The sequence below is a fragment of the Victivallis vadensis genome (assembly GCF_003096415.1).
In the GTDB taxonomy this organism is placed as follows: Bacteria; Verrucomicrobiota; Lentisphaeria; order Victivallales; family Victivallaceae; genus Victivallis; species Victivallis vadensis.
The window spans coordinates 48,966-65,441 of sequence record NZ_QEKH01000002.1 but is presented as its reverse complement, the minus strand read 5'-3'; the positions used below and the strand labels follow the sequence as shown (position 1 = coordinate 65,441).

13 protein-coding genes are annotated in these 16,476 nt (G+C 65.2%); 10 read left to right on the top strand and 3 right to left on the bottom strand.

The features are described from left to right. Positions 1-13: 13 nt before the first annotated feature. The 9 genes from C8D82_RS01590 (at position 14) to C8D82_RS01550 (ending at position 13,684) form a co-directional block, all read left to right on the top strand. Positions 14-2,458, top strand: coding sequence for a DUF3857 domain-containing protein (locus tag C8D82_RS01590; RefSeq protein WP_116882514.1), 2,445 nt, complete (start codon positions 14-16; stop codon positions 2,456-2,458). A 22-nt stretch (positions 2,459-2,480) separates the two neighbouring features. After that, positions 2,481-3,470 (top strand): AAA family ATPase, encoded by a 990-nt coding sequence (locus C8D82_RS01585; protein ID WP_116882513.1) that lies wholly within the window; start codon positions 2,481-2,483, stop codon positions 3,468-3,470. A 6-nt stretch (positions 3,471-3,476) separates the two neighbouring features. After that, positions 3,477-4,373 (top strand): DUF58 domain-containing protein, encoded by an 897-nt coding sequence (locus tag C8D82_RS01580; protein ID WP_116882512.1) that lies wholly within the window; start codon positions 3,477-3,479, stop codon positions 4,371-4,373. Continuing rightward, positions 4,370-6,274 (top strand): BatA domain-containing protein, encoded by a 1,905-nt coding sequence (locus tag C8D82_RS01575; protein WP_116882511.1) that lies wholly within the window; start codon positions 4,370-4,372, stop codon positions 6,272-6,274. The genes C8D82_RS01580 and C8D82_RS01575 overlap by 4 nt, the downstream gene beginning before the upstream one ends. An 11-nt stretch (positions 6,275-6,285) precedes the next feature. Next, entirely contained in the window at positions 6,286-8,772 is a 2,487-nt protein-coding gene (locus C8D82_RS01570) for a hypothetical protein (RefSeq protein WP_116882510.1), read from the top strand. After that, positions 8,769-11,012, top strand: a complete 2,244-nt coding sequence (locus C8D82_RS01565; protein WP_116882509.1) for a hypothetical protein — start codon at positions 8,769-8,771, stop codon at positions 11,010-11,012. Before C8D82_RS01570 ends, C8D82_RS01565 begins: the two co-directional genes overlap by 4 nt. A gap of 13 nt (positions 11,013-11,025) precedes the next feature. Next, a complete protein-coding gene (locus C8D82_RS01560) occupies positions 11,026-11,736 on the top strand; it encodes a DUF4159 domain-containing protein (protein ID WP_116882508.1) in 711 nt (236 codons plus the stop codon). Positions 11,737-11,816: 80 nt separating this feature from the next. After that, positions 11,817-12,260, top strand: a complete 444-nt coding sequence (locus C8D82_RS01555) for a MarR family winged helix-turn-helix transcriptional regulator (RefSeq protein ID WP_116882507.1) — start codon at positions 11,817-11,819, stop codon at positions 12,258-12,260. A gap of 17 nt (positions 12,261-12,277) precedes the next feature. Then, entirely contained in the window at positions 12,278-13,684 is a 1,407-nt protein-coding gene (locus C8D82_RS01550) for an MATE family efflux transporter (protein WP_116882506.1), read from the top strand. Between the two features lie 77 nt (positions 13,685-13,761). Here the strand turns inward: C8D82_RS01550 and C8D82_RS01545 are convergent, their stop codons facing one another. Next, positions 13,762-14,544, bottom strand: a complete 783-nt coding sequence (locus C8D82_RS01545) for a class I SAM-dependent methyltransferase (RefSeq protein ID WP_207776048.1) — start codon at positions 14,542-14,544, stop codon at positions 13,762-13,764. Between the two features lie 135 nt (positions 14,545-14,679). Here C8D82_RS01545 and C8D82_RS01540 point away from each other — a divergent pair, with 135 nt between their 5' ends. After that, positions 14,680-15,333 carry a pentapeptide repeat-containing protein gene (locus C8D82_RS01540; protein WP_116882504.1) on the top strand — a complete coding sequence of 218 codons (654 nt, stop codon included), beginning with the start codon at positions 14,680-14,682 and terminating at the stop codon, positions 15,331-15,333. 29 nt (positions 15,334-15,362) lie between these two features. On the opposite strand, the gene rnhA is transcribed toward C8D82_RS01540, so the two are convergent. Both rnhA and C8D82_RS01530 read right to left on the bottom strand, forming a co-directional pair. Then, positions 15,363-15,827 (bottom strand): ribonuclease HI, encoded by a 465-nt coding sequence (gene rnhA, locus C8D82_RS01535; protein WP_116882503.1) that lies wholly within the window; start codon positions 15,825-15,827, stop codon positions 15,363-15,365. Beyond that, positions 15,824-16,441 carry a 3'-5' exonuclease gene (locus C8D82_RS01530; RefSeq protein ID WP_116882502.1) on the bottom strand — a complete coding sequence of 206 codons (618 nt, stop codon included), beginning with the start codon at positions 16,439-16,441 and terminating at the stop codon, positions 15,824-15,826. The genes rnhA and C8D82_RS01530 overlap by 4 nt, the downstream gene beginning before the upstream one ends. Positions 16,442-16,476: the final 35 nt, after the last annotated feature.

Below are 16,476 nucleotides of genomic sequence, written 5' to 3'. Positions count from 1 at the left end.
TGGAGGCTTCTACATGGGGAAACGGGGAATTTCACGGCTCCTGACCGCACTGCTGCTGTCGGGAGTGACGGCGTATCTTGCCGCCGCAGACCACGCGCTTTTGCTGTTCGCCAAGGCGGGCGACGAGGCGATGTTCCGCAAATTCGACACATACCGGCGGCAGCTCGAAGCCGGACTGCCCCGGCTCGGGTTCGGGAAAGAGGCGATCCGTGTTTTCACGGAGGCTTCTCCCTACGACCGGCAGGCGGTGCTGGCGGAACTGGATAAAATCGCCGCGGCGCAGGGACCTTCCGACCGGCTGTGGGTCTTCCTGTTCGGCCATGCCCAGTCCGGGCGGCTCACCCAGTGGCTCAAGCTGCCCAAAGGAGTGTTGAACATCACGGAGCTGGCCCGCAGGCTCGACCGCATTTCCGGTGAACAGCTGGTTTTCGTGTTCACGCCGTACAGCTACGAGCTGCAGGAGGCGCTGAAGAAGCCGGAGCGCACCGTGATCGCCTCCGCCTCCGCCGAAGGAGAGAGCAACCCGCCGAAACTGCCCGACTTCCTGCTCAAAAAGCTCTCCGTGCCCGGAGAGGGCTGGCTCGACCCCGTCCGGCAGGCGGCGTTGGAAAACAGCGCGGCCGCCAGACAGGCCGGCCTCTATCAGGCCGAATCCCCGCGCATCACCGCCGGAAACAAGGCGGACGCCTATCCATTCACCGCGCTGACCGACGCCGAGCTTCCGGCCCGCCGGGCCAGACCCGATTCGTTCCGGGCCGCCGCCGGGAAGCAGGCCGCGCCCCTGCCCGGCGTCCCCTATTTCAGCCGGGAGCGGGAGGTGGAGCTGATCTTCGACCCCAACGGCACCGTCACCGAAACCGAACGCAATGTGATCGAGCTGAACACCCCCGATGCGGCGCGGCAGTTCACAGTGCTCTATCTGCCGCGCGCGGGCAGCACGGAATTCGAGGTGCTCACCGCCCGCAGCCTGGATAAAACCGGCAAGGTGAACGACGGTGAAATCGCGAAAGCGACCGGCTCGGTCCGCTTCTCCGGGCTGGAGCCGGGCAGCCGGATCGAGTACGCGTACCGCCGCCGTTACCGGGCCGGAAACGGACTCGGGGCCTTCAGCAGGCTGCTCACGCTCGCACTCAACTATCCGCAGCAGAAGTTGAAACTCACTTTAAGCGTTCCCAAGGCGCTGCGGCTGAATTTCAAATACGGCAATCTGCCCGCCGTCCCGCAATTCAGGGAGGAGACGGGGCCGTACAACCGCGCCTATGTGCTGGAATTCGCCAAACTCCCCGGCTACGTTCCGGTGCCGTGGCTTCCCGCCGACCGGCTTTTCCACCCCTATCTGCGGATGTCGGCGTTGAAGGAGTGGCAGGAGTTCACCGACTGGTACGCGAAGCTGATCGAAGGCTCCGACATCGCCGGGAGCGACGTGGAGCAGCTCGCCGTCCGGCTGGCGCAGGGGGCGAACTCCAATGCGGAAAAGCTCGAAAAACTCTACGACTATGTGAATGCACTGCGCTACGACACCACGCCGATCGGCATCCGGGGATTGCGTCCCCGCCTGCCCGGGCAGGTGATCGAATCCGGCTACGGCGACTGCAAGGACAAGGCGACGCTGCTGGTCGCGCTGGCAGGGAAGCTCGGCATCGAGGGATATACCGCGCTGCTGAACCGCGCCGGGGCGGCGGACCCGAATTTCCCGTCGTGGCAGTTCAACCACATGCTTGCGTACTTCCCGGAGCTGGAGGGCTTCCCGGAGGGGCTGTGGCTCGACGCGACCGACACCGAAACCCCGTTCCCGACCCTGCCGCCGGGGGATGTAAACCGCCCGGCGCTGGTGCTGACTCCGGCGGGCGGAGCCTTCCGCACCGTGAAGCCGGGCCGCCCCGAGGCCAATCAACTGACCCAGAATTTCATCTTTGAACGAGGCAGGGACGGGCAGTTCACATTCAATGCGCAGGGCATCTTCAAATACCGCGAGCGGCACGCCTTCAAGCTCAAACCGGCCGAACAGCTCGGCTATCTGCTGCAATCGGAGCTGGCGGAGCTGATCCCCGGCGCCGGTTTGAAAACCTTCCGGCTCGGCGGCGCGGACACCTCCGGCACACTGGAACCGGCCGGAACGCCGCCCGCCGTGCTGCTGCCCGGCTTCCTGTGGAAGCCCTTCGCGCTGCCCGCCCGGAGCCTGCCGGTCGCGCTGAACGACGGCCAGCCTTTCACTTTCCGGCGGACCGTTTCCATTCAGGGATACGGCAAACTGGAACAGGCCGCCGATTGGAAAGAGAGCGCCGGGCCGCTGACGGTCGAAGTGACCCGCTCCGCCGGGGAGAACGGCCGCTATAAAACAGATATGGTCATCCGGTTTTCCGCCGGAGAGGTCGCCCCCGCCGACTATCCGGCGGTACGCAGGCTGCTGCTGAAGGCGCTGCGTTCAGATCAGGCAATTACCGCTCAATTTCGATAGAAAAAACAAGGGAGGACGGGAGATGAATGAATCAGCCGACATCCGGGGGACCATCCAGGCCATCGCGCCGAAGCTCGAACAGCTCAGGCGCGAAATCGGCAAGAAAATCTTCGGCCAGCAGCAGTTGATCGACGAGCTGCTGCTCGCGCTGCTCTGCCGCAGCCACTGCATCCTGACCGGTGTGCCCGGCCTCGCCAAGACGCTGCTGATCAAAACGCTGGCGGAGGCTTCCGAACTCCAGTTCACCCGCGTGCAGTTCACTCCGGACATGATGCCCGCCGACATCATCGGCAGCCAGATCATCGAGGAGCTGCCGGACGGCAGGCGGCGCTTTGAATTCGTCAAGGGGCCGGTTTTCACCCAGCTGCTGCTCGCCGACGAGATCAACCGCACTCCGCCCAAGACCCAGTCCGCGCTGCTCGAAGCGATGGAGGAGCAGCAGGTGTCGGCGGACGGCAAAGTCTATCCGCTGCCGGAGCCGTTCTTCGTGCTGGCCACCCAGAATCCGATCGAACAGGAGGGCACCTACCAGCTCCCGGAAGCGCAGCAGGACCGCTTCATGTTCTCGCTGCGGATCGACTACCCCGATTTCGATTCGGAGCTGCGCGTGATGTGCGAAACCACCGGTTCCGCGCAGCAGAAGCCGGAAAAGGCGATCACCGCCGCCGAATTGATCGCGTTCCAGAATGCGATCCGCTGTATTCCGGTGCCGGAGTCGGTCGCGAAGTTCGCGGTGCGGCTGGTCCGCGCCAGCCGTCCGGGCTCGCCGGAACAACTTGAATTCGTGGAGAAATATGTGAAGTGGGGGGCCGGGCCGCGCGCCTGCCAGTATCTCGCGCTGGCGGGCAAGGCGCTCGCGGCGCTGGACGGGCGGTTCAACGTTTCCGAGGCGGACATCCTGAAAGCGGCCCCGCCGGTGATGCGCCACCGGCTGCTGCTGAACTTCCGCGCGAAATCCGAGGGCGTGGACGCCGACCGGATCATTCAGGGACTGGTCAAGGCGGTCAGGTGAACCGCGATGGAGGAGCAGAAACTCGACATCGCCGGCCTCGCCGGGCTGGACCGGATCGAAATACGCGCCGGCATGCTGGTCGAAGGCTTCCTCGCCGGAATCCACCGCAGCCCCCGCAAAGGGAACTGCCCGGAGTTCCGCGAATTCCGCGACTACCGCGCCGGGGATTCGATCCGCGACATCGACTGGCGCGCCAGCGGCCGCTCCGACCGGCTGCAACTGCGCATCCGCGACGACGAAACCGACCTCAAGTGCCGGATCGTGCTGGATGTGAGCCGTTCGCTCGACTACAAAGGGAAAAAGGCGGCGATGAGCAAGTGGGAGTACGCCCGCACCCTCGCCGCCGCGCTGATCCTGCTGCTGCAGCATCAGGGGGACGCGGCGGGGCTGACGCTGCTCGGCCGCCGGGCGGAGCAGGAATTCCCGCCGTCGCCGCGCGAATCGCACCGGCTGCGGATGTTCCGTGCGCTCGACCGGACGCCGGTTGCCGACGCCTTCCACCTCGCGCCCTGCCTGACGCGGCTGGCCGGAGAGTTCGGCAAGGGGACGCTGACGGTAGTGATTTCAGACTTCTACATGGCGCCAGAATCGCTGCGCGACGCGCTGGACGCGGTCGCGGCGGCCCGCTCGAAAGCGCTGCTCTTTCAGGTGCTCGACGACTCCGAGCTGGAACTGGAGTGGGACGGCCCGGTGCTGCTGACCGATCCCGAGGGCGAAGCGCGGCTGATCGTCCACCCCGACGAACGGCGCAAGGGTTTCCGGCAGGCGGTGGAACGCCATCTCGCCCGGCTCAAGGCGGTCGCGCTGGAAACCGGCAATGAATACGCCCTCTTCCGCACCTCCGAACTGCCGGTCGAGGCGTTGCAGCGGGTGATGATCCGCAGGAAGGAGCTGATGCGATGACTCTCTTCGTGGTATCGGGCGCGTTCCTGGCGGGGCTGGTTGCGGCGGGCGTGCCGCTGGCGCTCCATTTGCTGAACCGCAGGCCGAAAGAGGAGATCCCGTTTCCGGGGCTGCTCTTTTTGCTGCAATCCGAAACGAAAGCCCGCAGCGGCGGCAGCTGGCGGCGGCGGCTGATCCTGCTGTGCCGGGTGCTGGCGGTCGCGGCGCTCTGTCTCGCTTTCTGCCAACCCTTCCTGTCGTCGGTCGGCGTTGCGCCGGGGCGGACGACCGTGCTGCTGTGGGACGATTCCTTTTCGATGCAGCTGCCGCCGGGCTATGCCCGGCTCAAAACGCGGTTCGAGGCGGCGCTGCGCGAAACCTCTCCGGCCTCGCCCGCCACGGTCGGAATCGTGCGCGGCAGCCGGATTCTGTGGAACGGGCCCTTCACCGGCGACGCGGAGGAGCTGCTCGGCTTTTTCCGCCAGAACGCGCTGAACCAGAGCACCTCCAACTTCGCCGAGGTGGCGCGCCAGAGCGACTTCCGGCTGCGGGAACTGCCGGCGGAAAAGCGGCGGGTGCTCCTCTTCACCGACCGCCAGGAGCTGCCGTGGCGGCGCACCCCGCGCGAAGAGGCGTTTGAGAATGCGACCGAATTCTGCGTGATCCGCCCCGAACCGGCGACTGTCCGCAATGCGACGGTCACCGGCGCGGAGCTTTCGACCGCGCCCGGCTCGTTGACGGTGCGCGCGACGGTCCGCAACTACTCGGACGCACTGCTGCCCGGCACGCTCTACCTCGAACTCGCCGGAACCCGCCGTGCGTCGCTGCCGGTCGACCTGAAGCCGGGCGCGGAAGCCTCCTTCCTGCTGACCGCCCCGCTCCCCGCGGGCGACATCACCGGCCGGATCGAGCTGGAAACCGGCGACGGCCTGAAGCCGGACAACTCCTTCTACTTCAGTCGCGCCGCCGGGCATGAACGCACCCGTGCCCCGGCGCCGGAACAGCACCGGGTCAACCTCCCTGCCCTCGCGGTCGGCGTCGCCGACGCTCCCGCCGAGGTGCCGCGCGAGGCCGCCGGAAAGCTCCTGATCTGGCAGGACCCGGCAGGTCTGACCCCGGAAGTGCAGGAAAAACTGGAGAAGTTCCTGCAATCCGGCGGCGTCTGCGCGGTCACGCTGGAGGCTTCGCCGCGCATCGCGACTTTCCTCGACCGCTACAGTGTCAGAATGTCGCCGGGCCGGGCGGAGGAAAGGAAGCTGCGCAAGTTCGGGCTTTTCGACTTCGATCACCCGGTGTTCCGGCGGATTTTCGAGGCTTCCGGCACAGGCTGGAGCGACGTGCTGGTCTACCGCAGCTGCAAGGTCACGCTGCCGCCGGAAGCGGCGGTGCCGATCCGGTTCGACAACGGCGCTCCGGCAGTCGCGGAACTGCCGGTCGGCACCGGAAAACTCTGGCTTTTCATGATGAAGTTCACGCCGGAGTCGACCAGTTGGGCCGGACACTACTCCTTCCTCCCCTTCTGGCGGGAGCTGGAGAAGTATGCGGCCGGAACCGTCGCGGCGGCCGCCCCCCTCCCCGGCGACGTGGTGCGCCTCGCCCAAGGAGAGCGCGCCGAATTCGATGACGGTTCCGGTCCGAAGCCGGTTCAGGCGGCGGGCGGGTTCCTGACTTTCGACCGCCCCGGCAACTACCGGGCCGGGGAACGGCTCTTCAGCGTGAACCTGCCCCCGGAGGAGTCGGACTGCGCGCCGGACCCGGTCGATGACCGCGCCGCACAGTTCCGGACGGCGGCTCCGGGCGTGATCGTCCCAGCCGCCGCACAGACCGGCGGCGGCAAAACCGAACTTTACGCCTATTTCATCCTCGCGGCGCTGCTGCTCCTCGTTTCTGAGCTGGCGCTCGCCAACCGGACCGCGCTATAAGGAGGCCGACGATGAACCAGCTTTTACACACATTGCGGACCATCCGCTTCTGGCGGAACTTCGAGCGCCCGTTCGCCGCCGGCGCGGCGCTCTGCTGGCTGCCGCTGCTGCTGACCGCGGCGGCGATGGCCGTCCTGACCTTCGATCCCGCCCTCTTTCAGTGGGCCGGGTACGGCGGCACGGCGGCCGGAGTGCTTGCCGCCTGCTTCGGTTTTCTGAACCGGAACACGCTCCGTGAGGCCGCCGCCCGCGTCGACCGGGAGCTTCCCGGCAGTGCCAACCGGCTCGAAGCCGCCGTCCAGCTCGCGGAGGAGCCACGGAACCCGCTCCGCGAAGCGCAGCTGGAGAGCGCCGAAGCCTTCTGGCGCTCCGCCGGCCCCCGCCCGCTCCCCCGGCTGCTGTGGCGGCCGTGGCTCTGGTGCGCGCTGTGGCTGGCCGGGGTGGTTGCGGTGCCGATCCTGACCGGCGATTTCCATGTCCGCATGTCCGACCGGATCGCGGCGCAACAGCGCTCAACGCAGTCCGCCGCCGATCCCGAAAAGGAACCGGAAGAGAACGGCGGCAAAGGGGAAAACGAAAAAGAGCCGCCCAAACCGCCGGTCAGGGCCGAACTGGTCTTCACCTATCCCGAAAAAGACCCCGGCTACAAACCGGTCGACCTCGTGGAATGGGAGGGCAAGGGAAGCACCAACTCCGAGTTCCGCACCCTGACGCTCGCGATCACCCGCAACGGGGAAGCGCAGCCGGAGGTGCCGGTCGATCTCTCCGGGGTAAAAAGTGAAAATGGAGTGATCTTCGCCACCGGCGCGTTCGCGCTCGACGAATACGGCGCGGAGCCGTTCGACATGGTCGGCATCCGGCTGAACGGAGTGCTCAAAGAGGGGCAGCGCATCTCCAGTGCGCCGATGTTCTTCCGCATCAAGGAGCTGCGCGAGGAGATCGGCGTGGTGGACTGCCCCGGCGGCGGCTATACGGAAAAATACAACTTCATCGCCGCCTTCCTGCGGCAGCAGATCAGGCTCAACGAACTTTTCTACCTCGGCTGCAATTCGCTCAGCCTCGACCCGAAGGCCGACCTTGAGGCGTTCGGGCTGCTCGCGGACGAACAGCTCAAGCTCCGGCAGGAGCTGGCCGACTTCGTCGCAAAGGAGCGCGACGACGACAAGACCGACACCCCGCTCTCCCCGGAGATGATCCAGTCGCTCTCCGCCGCAGAACAACAGATGTTCGCCGCGGAACAGCAGATCCGCAAAATCCCGGCCCCGCCCGCGCCGAAGCTCGCCGGGGAAGCCCAGCAAAAGGCGGTCTACCACCTGTCGCGCGCGCTGCGCCAGTTCCGCAAGGAGATCAACATCAATCCGCATAAAAAGCCCTCCGGCCAATCCGATTCCGACCGGAAAAAGGAACCCAATCCCGGCGAACTGCTGAAAAAGGCGATCGGCATCGAGGAGAACGTCGTCAAACATTCCGGCCCCGGCGTCGATGAGCTGCCCGCCGAACTCGGGCAACAGCAGTCGGGAGTGACCTGGATCCTGAAAATGCTCGCGGCCCGGACCGAACTGCCCGCGGCGATGGCGGAGTACGTCACGCTGGCGCTCCCGCCCAGCCTCAAGGCGGAGGAGGCGATCGTTTCAAACGCCGCAGCCGCGCTGAAGGTCCATGCCGAACAGGCGCTCGACCAGATGCGCGCGGCGCTCGCCCGGCTCAAACGCCGCAGCGACGGCGACACCGATCAGGCATTGGGCAAGGCGCGCGGCGAAGTCCGGCAGGCGCAAGGCAAGATAGCCGGATCCGGGAAGAGTTCCGGGAAGGCCGCCGCCGCCAGACACGTCGAAGCGGCCCATAAACAGTTGGAGGAGGCGAAGAACTCCGAGCAGCGCAACGGCCTCAAGGAGAACGCCGACAAGCTCGGCAAGCTCGCCGAATCCGCCGCAGCCGCCGCCAAAGAGCTGACGAAACTCCCCGACGCCGAAGCCGCCGCCCGACTCGACGGCCTGATGCGGGAGCTGGGCAGGGCGCAGCGCGAACTGCGCGGCAAAACCGACACGCCCGACGCCCTCGCCGCCGAGCTGGACGGCCTCAAACGGGAGATGGGCTACCACCAGAAGCGCGGCGACTGGAAGCAGGCAGAGGCGTGGCGCAACGACCTGCTGCTCGCCCTCGAAGCGGGCATGGGCTACTGGCGCGAGCAGAAGCAGTCGCCGCGCCGCACCCTCGCCCTCAATGAGTCGATGCCGCTGCAGGGGGCGGTCCGCGACATGCAGCTGGACCGGGAGCCGCCCGAACCGGAGCTGAAACGGATCGCCGCCGCGCTGGACAAGCTCGCGGAGCTGCTCGAACGGAACGCCGCCGAAGGGGAGCCGCCGAACGCGGTCTACCAGTTCTCGCCCGACCGGATTCCGGAGGAGTACCGCGACGCGGCGGCCCGCTATTTTGAAGCCCTTTCCCGGATGCGCGGCAAACCGGCGAAACCGAACGACAGGGAGGAAGCCAAATGAATCCGGCTGAAATCGTCTGGAATTTTCCCGGCGGCGCGACCGCTTTCGGCATCGCCGCCGGCGCGGCGCTCGTGCTCGCGGCGCTGCTCTACTGTTTCACGCTGCGCAAACTCAAGCTCCGGCAGCGGCTGCTGCTCGGCGCGCTGCGGCTCGCGCTGCTGCTGGCGCTGCTGGCGCTGCTCGGCAATCCGCGCCGCGAGGAGATCCGCGAATATGTGAATGAGAAAACCGTCCGGCTCGGCGTGGTCTTCGACGTATCGTCGAGCATGTGCGCAAATGGACTGCTCGGCAGCTCGCGGCTCGCGGATTCGCTCCGGCAGTTCGAGGAGGCGGCCAGGCCGGAGGGCAAGGTGGAGTACCGGTACTTCACCATCGGCGAACGGCTCGAACCGGCCGCGTCGGCGGAGTCGATCCGGCCATTGGCGGGCGCCCCCTCGAAGCGGACCGTCTTTACGAACCTGCTCGACTCGCTGCGGGACGGCGCGGCGCTCTTCGACTCGCAGAACCTCGACGCGGTGGTGGTCTTCACCGACGGCGTGGACACCTCCGACGCGCAGCCCGCCCCGGCGCTGTCGGCGCTGGCGGGAAGCCGCCCGCAATACCGGATCGTCCCGGCCGTGACCGAGCTGGCGATGCACAAGTTTCTGGAGTTCCGCAAAGTCGAGGCCCCCGCCAGGGCGGTACAGAATGCGACCGTGCCGGTGGACATCGCCGCCTCCTATTCCAACCTGACCGGCTCCGACAAGGTCGAGCTGGCGATCACCGACGACCGGGGCAACGAGCTTTTCCGCGCCGAAGGCAAACGTAACGGCGCGGGCGGCGGCATGATGTTCCGTGCCGAGCTCACGATGGATGCGCCCGGCCTCCGCCGCTACACCGCGGCTCTGCTGCTCAACGGCCGCAAACACCGCGAAACCGTCTGGTGCCTCGAAACCGTCAAGCGAAACCGCAAACGCATCCTGCTCTATCAGGGGACCCACGACTGGGCGGCGCGCTTCCTGAAAAACGCGGTCGCCAGCGAGAACCGCAGCGAACTGGAGGTGCGGCGCTTCAACGCCGAGCTGCCCAACAACAACTTCCCGTCCGACCGCGAGCTGGCGGAGTACGATGTGGTGATCCTGCTGAACCTGAACCGGAAACAGTGCGTCGGCGGCCTCGAAAAGTCGCTGCACGAATACCTGAAAGCGGGCGGCGGCGTGATCTTCGTCACCGGCAACCCGGTGATCGCCGGGGAGTACGCCAATTCCCCGCTCGAAATGCTGCTGCCGGTGGAGTTTTCGCCCAATCTGAACCGCTCCGACCGCAAGCACGCGCTGACCAGCCAGTTCCGGCGCGAAATCCGCAACTACCATCGCGGCGTCAACGGCGGCGCGGAACAGCGCTTCCTCCGGGCGCAGGAATTCAGCTACAAACCGACCAGACTCAAGGAGTTCACCCTGACTCCGGCGGGAGAAGCCGGGCCGATGTTCAGGCTGCCCGGCGGCGGCGAAATCCGCCCCGGCTTCCTCGACTGTGCGAAGGTGGACGCGGTCAAGCCCGGCGCCCAGGCGCTGGCGTTCTACAAGGATGAAAAAGGCGCGGAGCATATCATCCTCGCGGTCCAGCGGTTCGGCCGGGGACGCAGCGTGGTGCTCGCGACCGATCCGTTGTGGCGCTGGAAGCTCTCGCTCCCCTCCGATCGCCGCGACAGCGAAATCTTCTGGGAAAACCTGCTCAGCTTCGCCGGGGATGCCGGGAAGCTCGGCGACCAGCCGTGGACCCTCGGTGAATCGCAGCCGGTCGCCGGGAAACCGCTGAAGCTCCGCCTCAGCCAGCCCGAAGTACCCGCCGACTGCACCGTTTCGTGCGAAAAGGAGAGCTGGAGCCTCACCTTCCAGCCCGTCTCCGGCAAGGCGGGGCTCTGGGAGAGCAGCTTCACTCCCGCCCGGCCCGGAATCTACCGGCTGCGCTCCGGGGACGGCGCGGTGCGGGACTTCACCGTCGCCGCCGACCGCGGCAACCGCGAACTGGACGCTCCGGCCCCCAACCTCTTTCTGCTGCGGCAGTTCGGGGCATTGGACAACTGCCGGGTGCTCGCCCCGGCGGAGAAGCTCGACCTCTCCGACTTCACCGCGCTCAAGGGCGAAACGCTGACCGAGCGGATCGTCCGGCCGCTCTGGCCGACCGGCACGCTGCTGGCGCTGCTGCTGGCGCTCTACTGCTGCGAACTGATCCTGAGACGAATCTTCAAACTGGTATAACGTGGAGGCGATCATGAAAAAAACGCTTGTTTTCCTGCTGCTGTGCTGCACCCTTGCCGCGCTGTTCGCGCAGGAGGAGGAGTTCGAGGCCGGGCGCGGCAGCCGCGTCGCATGGGCGCGGCTGAAGTTCCGGGTCACCGGCTACAACCCCAACGGCAACGTCGCGCTCGGCTGGTTCTACCATCCCACCGGCGACGTGCGCATGGTGGACTGGCTGCGCGCCAACACCGACATCAACATCAAGGAGGAGTGGAACATTGTCGACGTCGCCCGCCTCGACCAGATGTGCGAATTTCCCATGCTCTTCCTCTCCGGCAAAGGCAGCATCGACCTGAACGCCAAAGAGAAGCGGAACCTCAGGGAGTACATTCTGCGCGGCGGCTTCCTGTTCGTCGACGACTGCGTCGCGCTGCGGCAGCCCAAGGAGGACATCTTTTTCACCAGCGTCAACAATCTGGTCAGGGAAATCCTGCCCGAAGTGGAGCTGAAAAAACTGCCGCTGAGCCATCCGGTCTTTCACTGCTATTACGACATCAAGCGCTGGACCCACATGCAGGGCGTGGACAACGGCCTGTGGGGAGCGTGGTACAAAGGGCGGCTGATCATGCTGACCAACTCCAGCGACCTGCACTGCGCGTGGACCGGATTCCACTTCACGCAGGCGCAGCGCAAGGCCGCTTTCCAGATCGCCGCGAACATCTACGTCTATGTGATGGCCAACTGAGCACAAAATTCCGCGTGACAGCTTGAAAAACGACAAAACAGTGATATAGTTAGCTTGCAAATAATAAGCAAACCAACTATATGGGTAAACGAATGATTCTGCCGTTCAATCTGCTGATTCTGAAAGTGTTCCACGCCCAGAAAAACCGGGTGCGCCCGGCGATGGCCGAAATCGGCCTGTCGCCAGGCCAGCCGAAGCTGCTGACCTTTCTCGCGCTGCACGGAGAGTGCCTGCAAAAGGAGCTGGCCGCGGCGTGCGACATCGAACCTGCCACCATCTCCAAGCTGCTGAATCTGCTCGAAGAGAACGGGCTGATCGCGCGTTCCGACCGCGCCGGCGACCGGCGCGCGGTCGCGGTCGACCTCACCGAAAAAGGCAGACGGCTCTACGAGAACGAAATCCGGGTGCGGATCGAAAAGATCAACTCGGACGCGCTGCGGGACTTCTCCGAAGCCGAGCAGCAGGAGTTCGAGCGTTATCTCCGGCGGATGTACCGCAACCTGACCGGCATGCCGCTCGACTGACCGGAGCACACCGACAAATGAACCAGGAACGCTCCGAAGCCGAACAGCGGCAATTCCGGCGCATGACCGAAACGCCGGTCCCCCGGCTGGTCTCCGCGCTGGCGGTGCCGACCATCCTGTCGATGCTGATCACCACCTTCTACAATATGGTGGACACCTTCTTCGTGGCCAAGCTCGGCACCAGCGCCGCCGGGGCGGTCGGGATCGTCTTTGCGATGATGGCGCTGATCCAGGCGGTCGGCTTCATGATCGGCGTCGGCTGCGGCAGTTCGGTCTCCCGCGCGCTCGGCAGACAGGACCGGGAGGCGGCGGACCGCTTCGGCTCCAGCGCCTTTCTGATGTCGCTGGTCTTCGGCCTGACGCTGACGGTCATCGGACTTGTGTTCAACTCCGGGCTGATGCGGCTGCTGGGCGCAACGCCGACCATCCTGCCCTACGCCCGGGACTACGCGAAATACATCTTCGCCGGGACGGTGCTGATGTGTTCGTCTTTCGTGCTCAACAACATCCTGCGCGCCGAAGGCAAGGCGGTCCTGTCGATGGTCGGGCTGGGGGTCGGCGGGCTCCTGAACATCGGGCTTGATCCTTTGTTCATCTTCACGTTCGGCCTCGGCATCGCCGGAGCCGCGCTGGCCACGCTGATCAGCCAGGCCGTCAGCTTCGGCATCCTGCTCTACTTCTTCATCGCGAAAAAAAGCATCACCCGCCTCTCTTTCGGCAGCATCTCGCGCCGCTGGAGCGACTACCTTGAAATCCTCAAAATCGGTTCTTCGAGTTTCTGCAGGCAGGGGCTGGCCGGAATCTCCACCGTGGCTCTGAACGTGACCGCCGGAGGCTACGGCGACGCGGCGGTGGCCGCCATGTCCATCGTCGGGCGGGTGTTCCACTTCCTGCTGTCGGCGCTGATCGGCTTCGGACAGGGCTTCCAGCCGGTCGCGGGGTACAACTACGGCGCGAAGCGGTTCGACCGGGTGCGCGAGGCGTTCCGCTTCACCGTCAAGACCGGCACCGTATTCCTGACCTGTCTCGGAGCACTTGGCTTCTGGTTCGCCCCCGAAGTGATCTCCCTTTTTCAAAGCGACGACCCGGCCGTGATCGAAATCGGCGCGACCGCGTTCCGCGCCCAGTGCCTCGCGTTGCCGCTGCAATCGACGATCGTGCTGTCCAACATGCTCTTCCAGTCCGTCGGCAAAGCGTTTCAGGCGCTCTTCATCTCCGCCACCCGTCAGGGGATCTATTTCCTGCCGCTGATCCTGATCCTGCCCTGCTTCTTCGGCCTCGGCGGAGTCGAATACACCCAGCCGATCTCCGATCTGCTGGCCTTTTCCAGCTGCGTCCCGTTCCTGGTCTTCTTCTTCCGCGAGCTGCGGCAGCGCGAAAAACAACTTATCCCCCTCCCCGACACCTCAGAATTAAAAGCTTAAGCAGGAGGGGATTTCGCTCCTTCCGGAGCGAGCAGGGGCGAAGCGCCTTGGTCGCCGAAGGCGAAATCCCCGGGCAATTATTGCAGCCGGTAAATCTCCAGCCGCAGCCAGTGGCGGATCGTGAAGGCGCCGTCCGAAACCTCCGCGAGACGGCGGCGCAGTTCGGCCTCGAAGGCGGCGATCTCCGGCGGTTCCAGCGAGGCGCCGACGCCGCGGCAGGTGCGGATCCGCCCGCTCCAGCTGTCGATGGTGAACGGCAGCTCCTCCCGGCAGGCGTGCCAGGTCTCCAGCTCGAAGCCGTGGCACGCCCACTCCGGCACCGCGGGCGGTTCGGGGCGGAACTCCTTGCCGTTCCAGGCCGGATTGTACCGCAGCACCACCTCTTCGGTCAGACGCGCGATCTCGTCCTCAAACGGCAGCCACTCCATATCGATCCGGCAGAAAAGCCCGCCCGGCTTCAGCACCCGCTTCAGCTCCGCGGTGAACCGATCCGGGTCGAAATAGTGAAAACACTGGCAGGCGGTCACCGCGTCGAAACTGCGGTCGGGGAACGGCACGTTCTCCGCAGTCGCGACTTCGTAGCGGATCGGCAGCCCTTCGGAAAGGCGGCGCGCCTCCTTGATCTGTTCCGGTGAAATATCGGTTCCGGTCAGGTTCGCGCCGCTGTCGGCCAGATGGCGCGGCAGCACGCCGGTGCCGGTGCCGACATCCAGCACCGAACTGCCCGGCGTCACCACGCCGAAGGTCCGCAGCTTGCGGTACAAACTCGCGGGGTAAATATCCCGGTAACGTCCATAATCCCCGGAGGTCCGTCCGAAGTCGAACGGCTTCCCGGCGTCGATACGGTCGATTTTCTGCATGATTTCCATCTCCTTTTTTCTACCATATCCCGCCGGAAATCTTTTGTCAACCCCGTTGCGCAGCTTGATATTCCGTTTTGACCGGCTACATTGGACAAAACAATTCCATGAAATGTGAAACAGGAAAAAATCCCGATGAAAATTGCCAAGCCGTCAGTCGGCGGCCGCCTCGCCGTCCGTGAAAGCCTGCGCGAACTCGTTTCCGAAAGCCGCCGTGAAGAGTGCGACGTGTTCGACTGTCTGATCCGGGGCGTTTCCGCAGCCGGCGAGGAGTTCGCCGAAACTCCGTTCGAGCATGTGATTCTGGAAAACTGCCGCTTTTCCGGCTGCGACTTCACCCATTGCGATTTCACCGACACGGTGTTCCGCGAATGCGATTTCTCCAACTGCCGGTTCGCGGAATGCGGCTTCCGGCGGTGCGAATTCCACTCCGTCAAAGGACTTGGAGCCGACTTCACCCGCGGCCGCTTCCGGGACGCCGCCGCCATCGGCTGCAACTTCGAGTATGCGAACTTTCACGGCGCGATTTTCGACCGGGTCCTGTTCCGCCGCTGCAACCTCAGCGACGCCGCCTTCACCGAATGCACCCTGAAAGCCCTGCTGCCGGATGATTCGGAGCTGATCCGCGTGAACTTCTTCAAAACCCCGCTGAAAGGGGTGGATTTCACCTCCTGCCGTCTGCAGGCCCCCACCCTCTCCCTCGGCGGCCCGGAGCTGCGGGGAGCCGAAGTCACCCTGTTCCAGGCCGCCGAACTCGCCGGACAAATGGGCGTCATCATCAAAGGCTAGGAACTTAGAGCTTATTTAGGGATAAGCTCTTACCGGAAGCCGGTATCGGGCGGAAGCGCGTTGCGGCGGGCGGCGGCTGCCACCGCCAGCGCGTCGCAGCGGGAATTTTCGACATTGTCGGCGTGTCCCTTCACCCAGACCATATGCAGCTTATGGGGCTCGACCGCGGCGAGGAAACGTTTCCAGAGGTCGATGTTGTTGACCGGCTGCCCGTCCCGCTTCACCCAGCCGGAACGCTTCCAGTTGTACAGCCACCGTTTGGTCACCGCGTTGACCAGATAGCTGGAATCCGAATAAAGGGTGATTTCACACGGCTCGTTCAGCAGTTCGACCGCGGCGATCGCGGCGAAGATTTCCATGCGGTTGTTGGTGGTGTGGCGGAAACCGCCGGAAAGCTCGCGGCGGTAGGTTTTATACAGCAAGACGGCGCCGTAGCCGCCGGGACCGGGATTGCCCTTGCAGGCGCCGTCGGTGTAGATCTGGACCGATTTCACGATTTGGCAGGTCTCCTTTTTCGGGGAGTGCGGACCTTGCACGGCGTGAACCCCGCAGGGCTGACGTGGCCGGGCGCGATTCCGAGGCGGTCGGCCAGCTCCGTCACATCGGCGGAACCGGTGGCGCGCAGCATCGCGCCGAGCGCATTCGCCGCCGCGGCGGCATCTTCCTGCGCGTCGTGATGGCGGAACTCCCAGCCGAGAAAGTCCGAAACAGTGTTGAGTTTATGGTTCTCCAGCCCCGGCCAGACGCGCCGTGCGCTCTTGCAGGTGCAGAAGAAATCGAATTCGGGGGGCGCAAAGCCGTAAAGCTCCAGCGTCCGCAGCAGCACCGGCACATCGAAGGCCGCGTTGTGCGCGATCACCATGCTCCCGGCGAAATGCGGCGCCAGCTCCGGCCACACGTCGCCCCATTCGGGAGCCTGCGCCACCATCTCCGGCGTAATGCCGTGCACCGCGATATTGAGCCGTGAAAACCAGCGGCAACTGCGGTGGGGCCGGATCAGCGACTCCCAGCTTCCGGTGATCCGCGCACCGTCGAACCACGCCAGACCGACCGCGCAGACGCTGCCGGGATCGGAGTTGGCGGTTTCAAAGTCGAGTGCGAGAATCATGGCGTCCTTCCGGGGCAAAACGCCGGAGGGAGAAA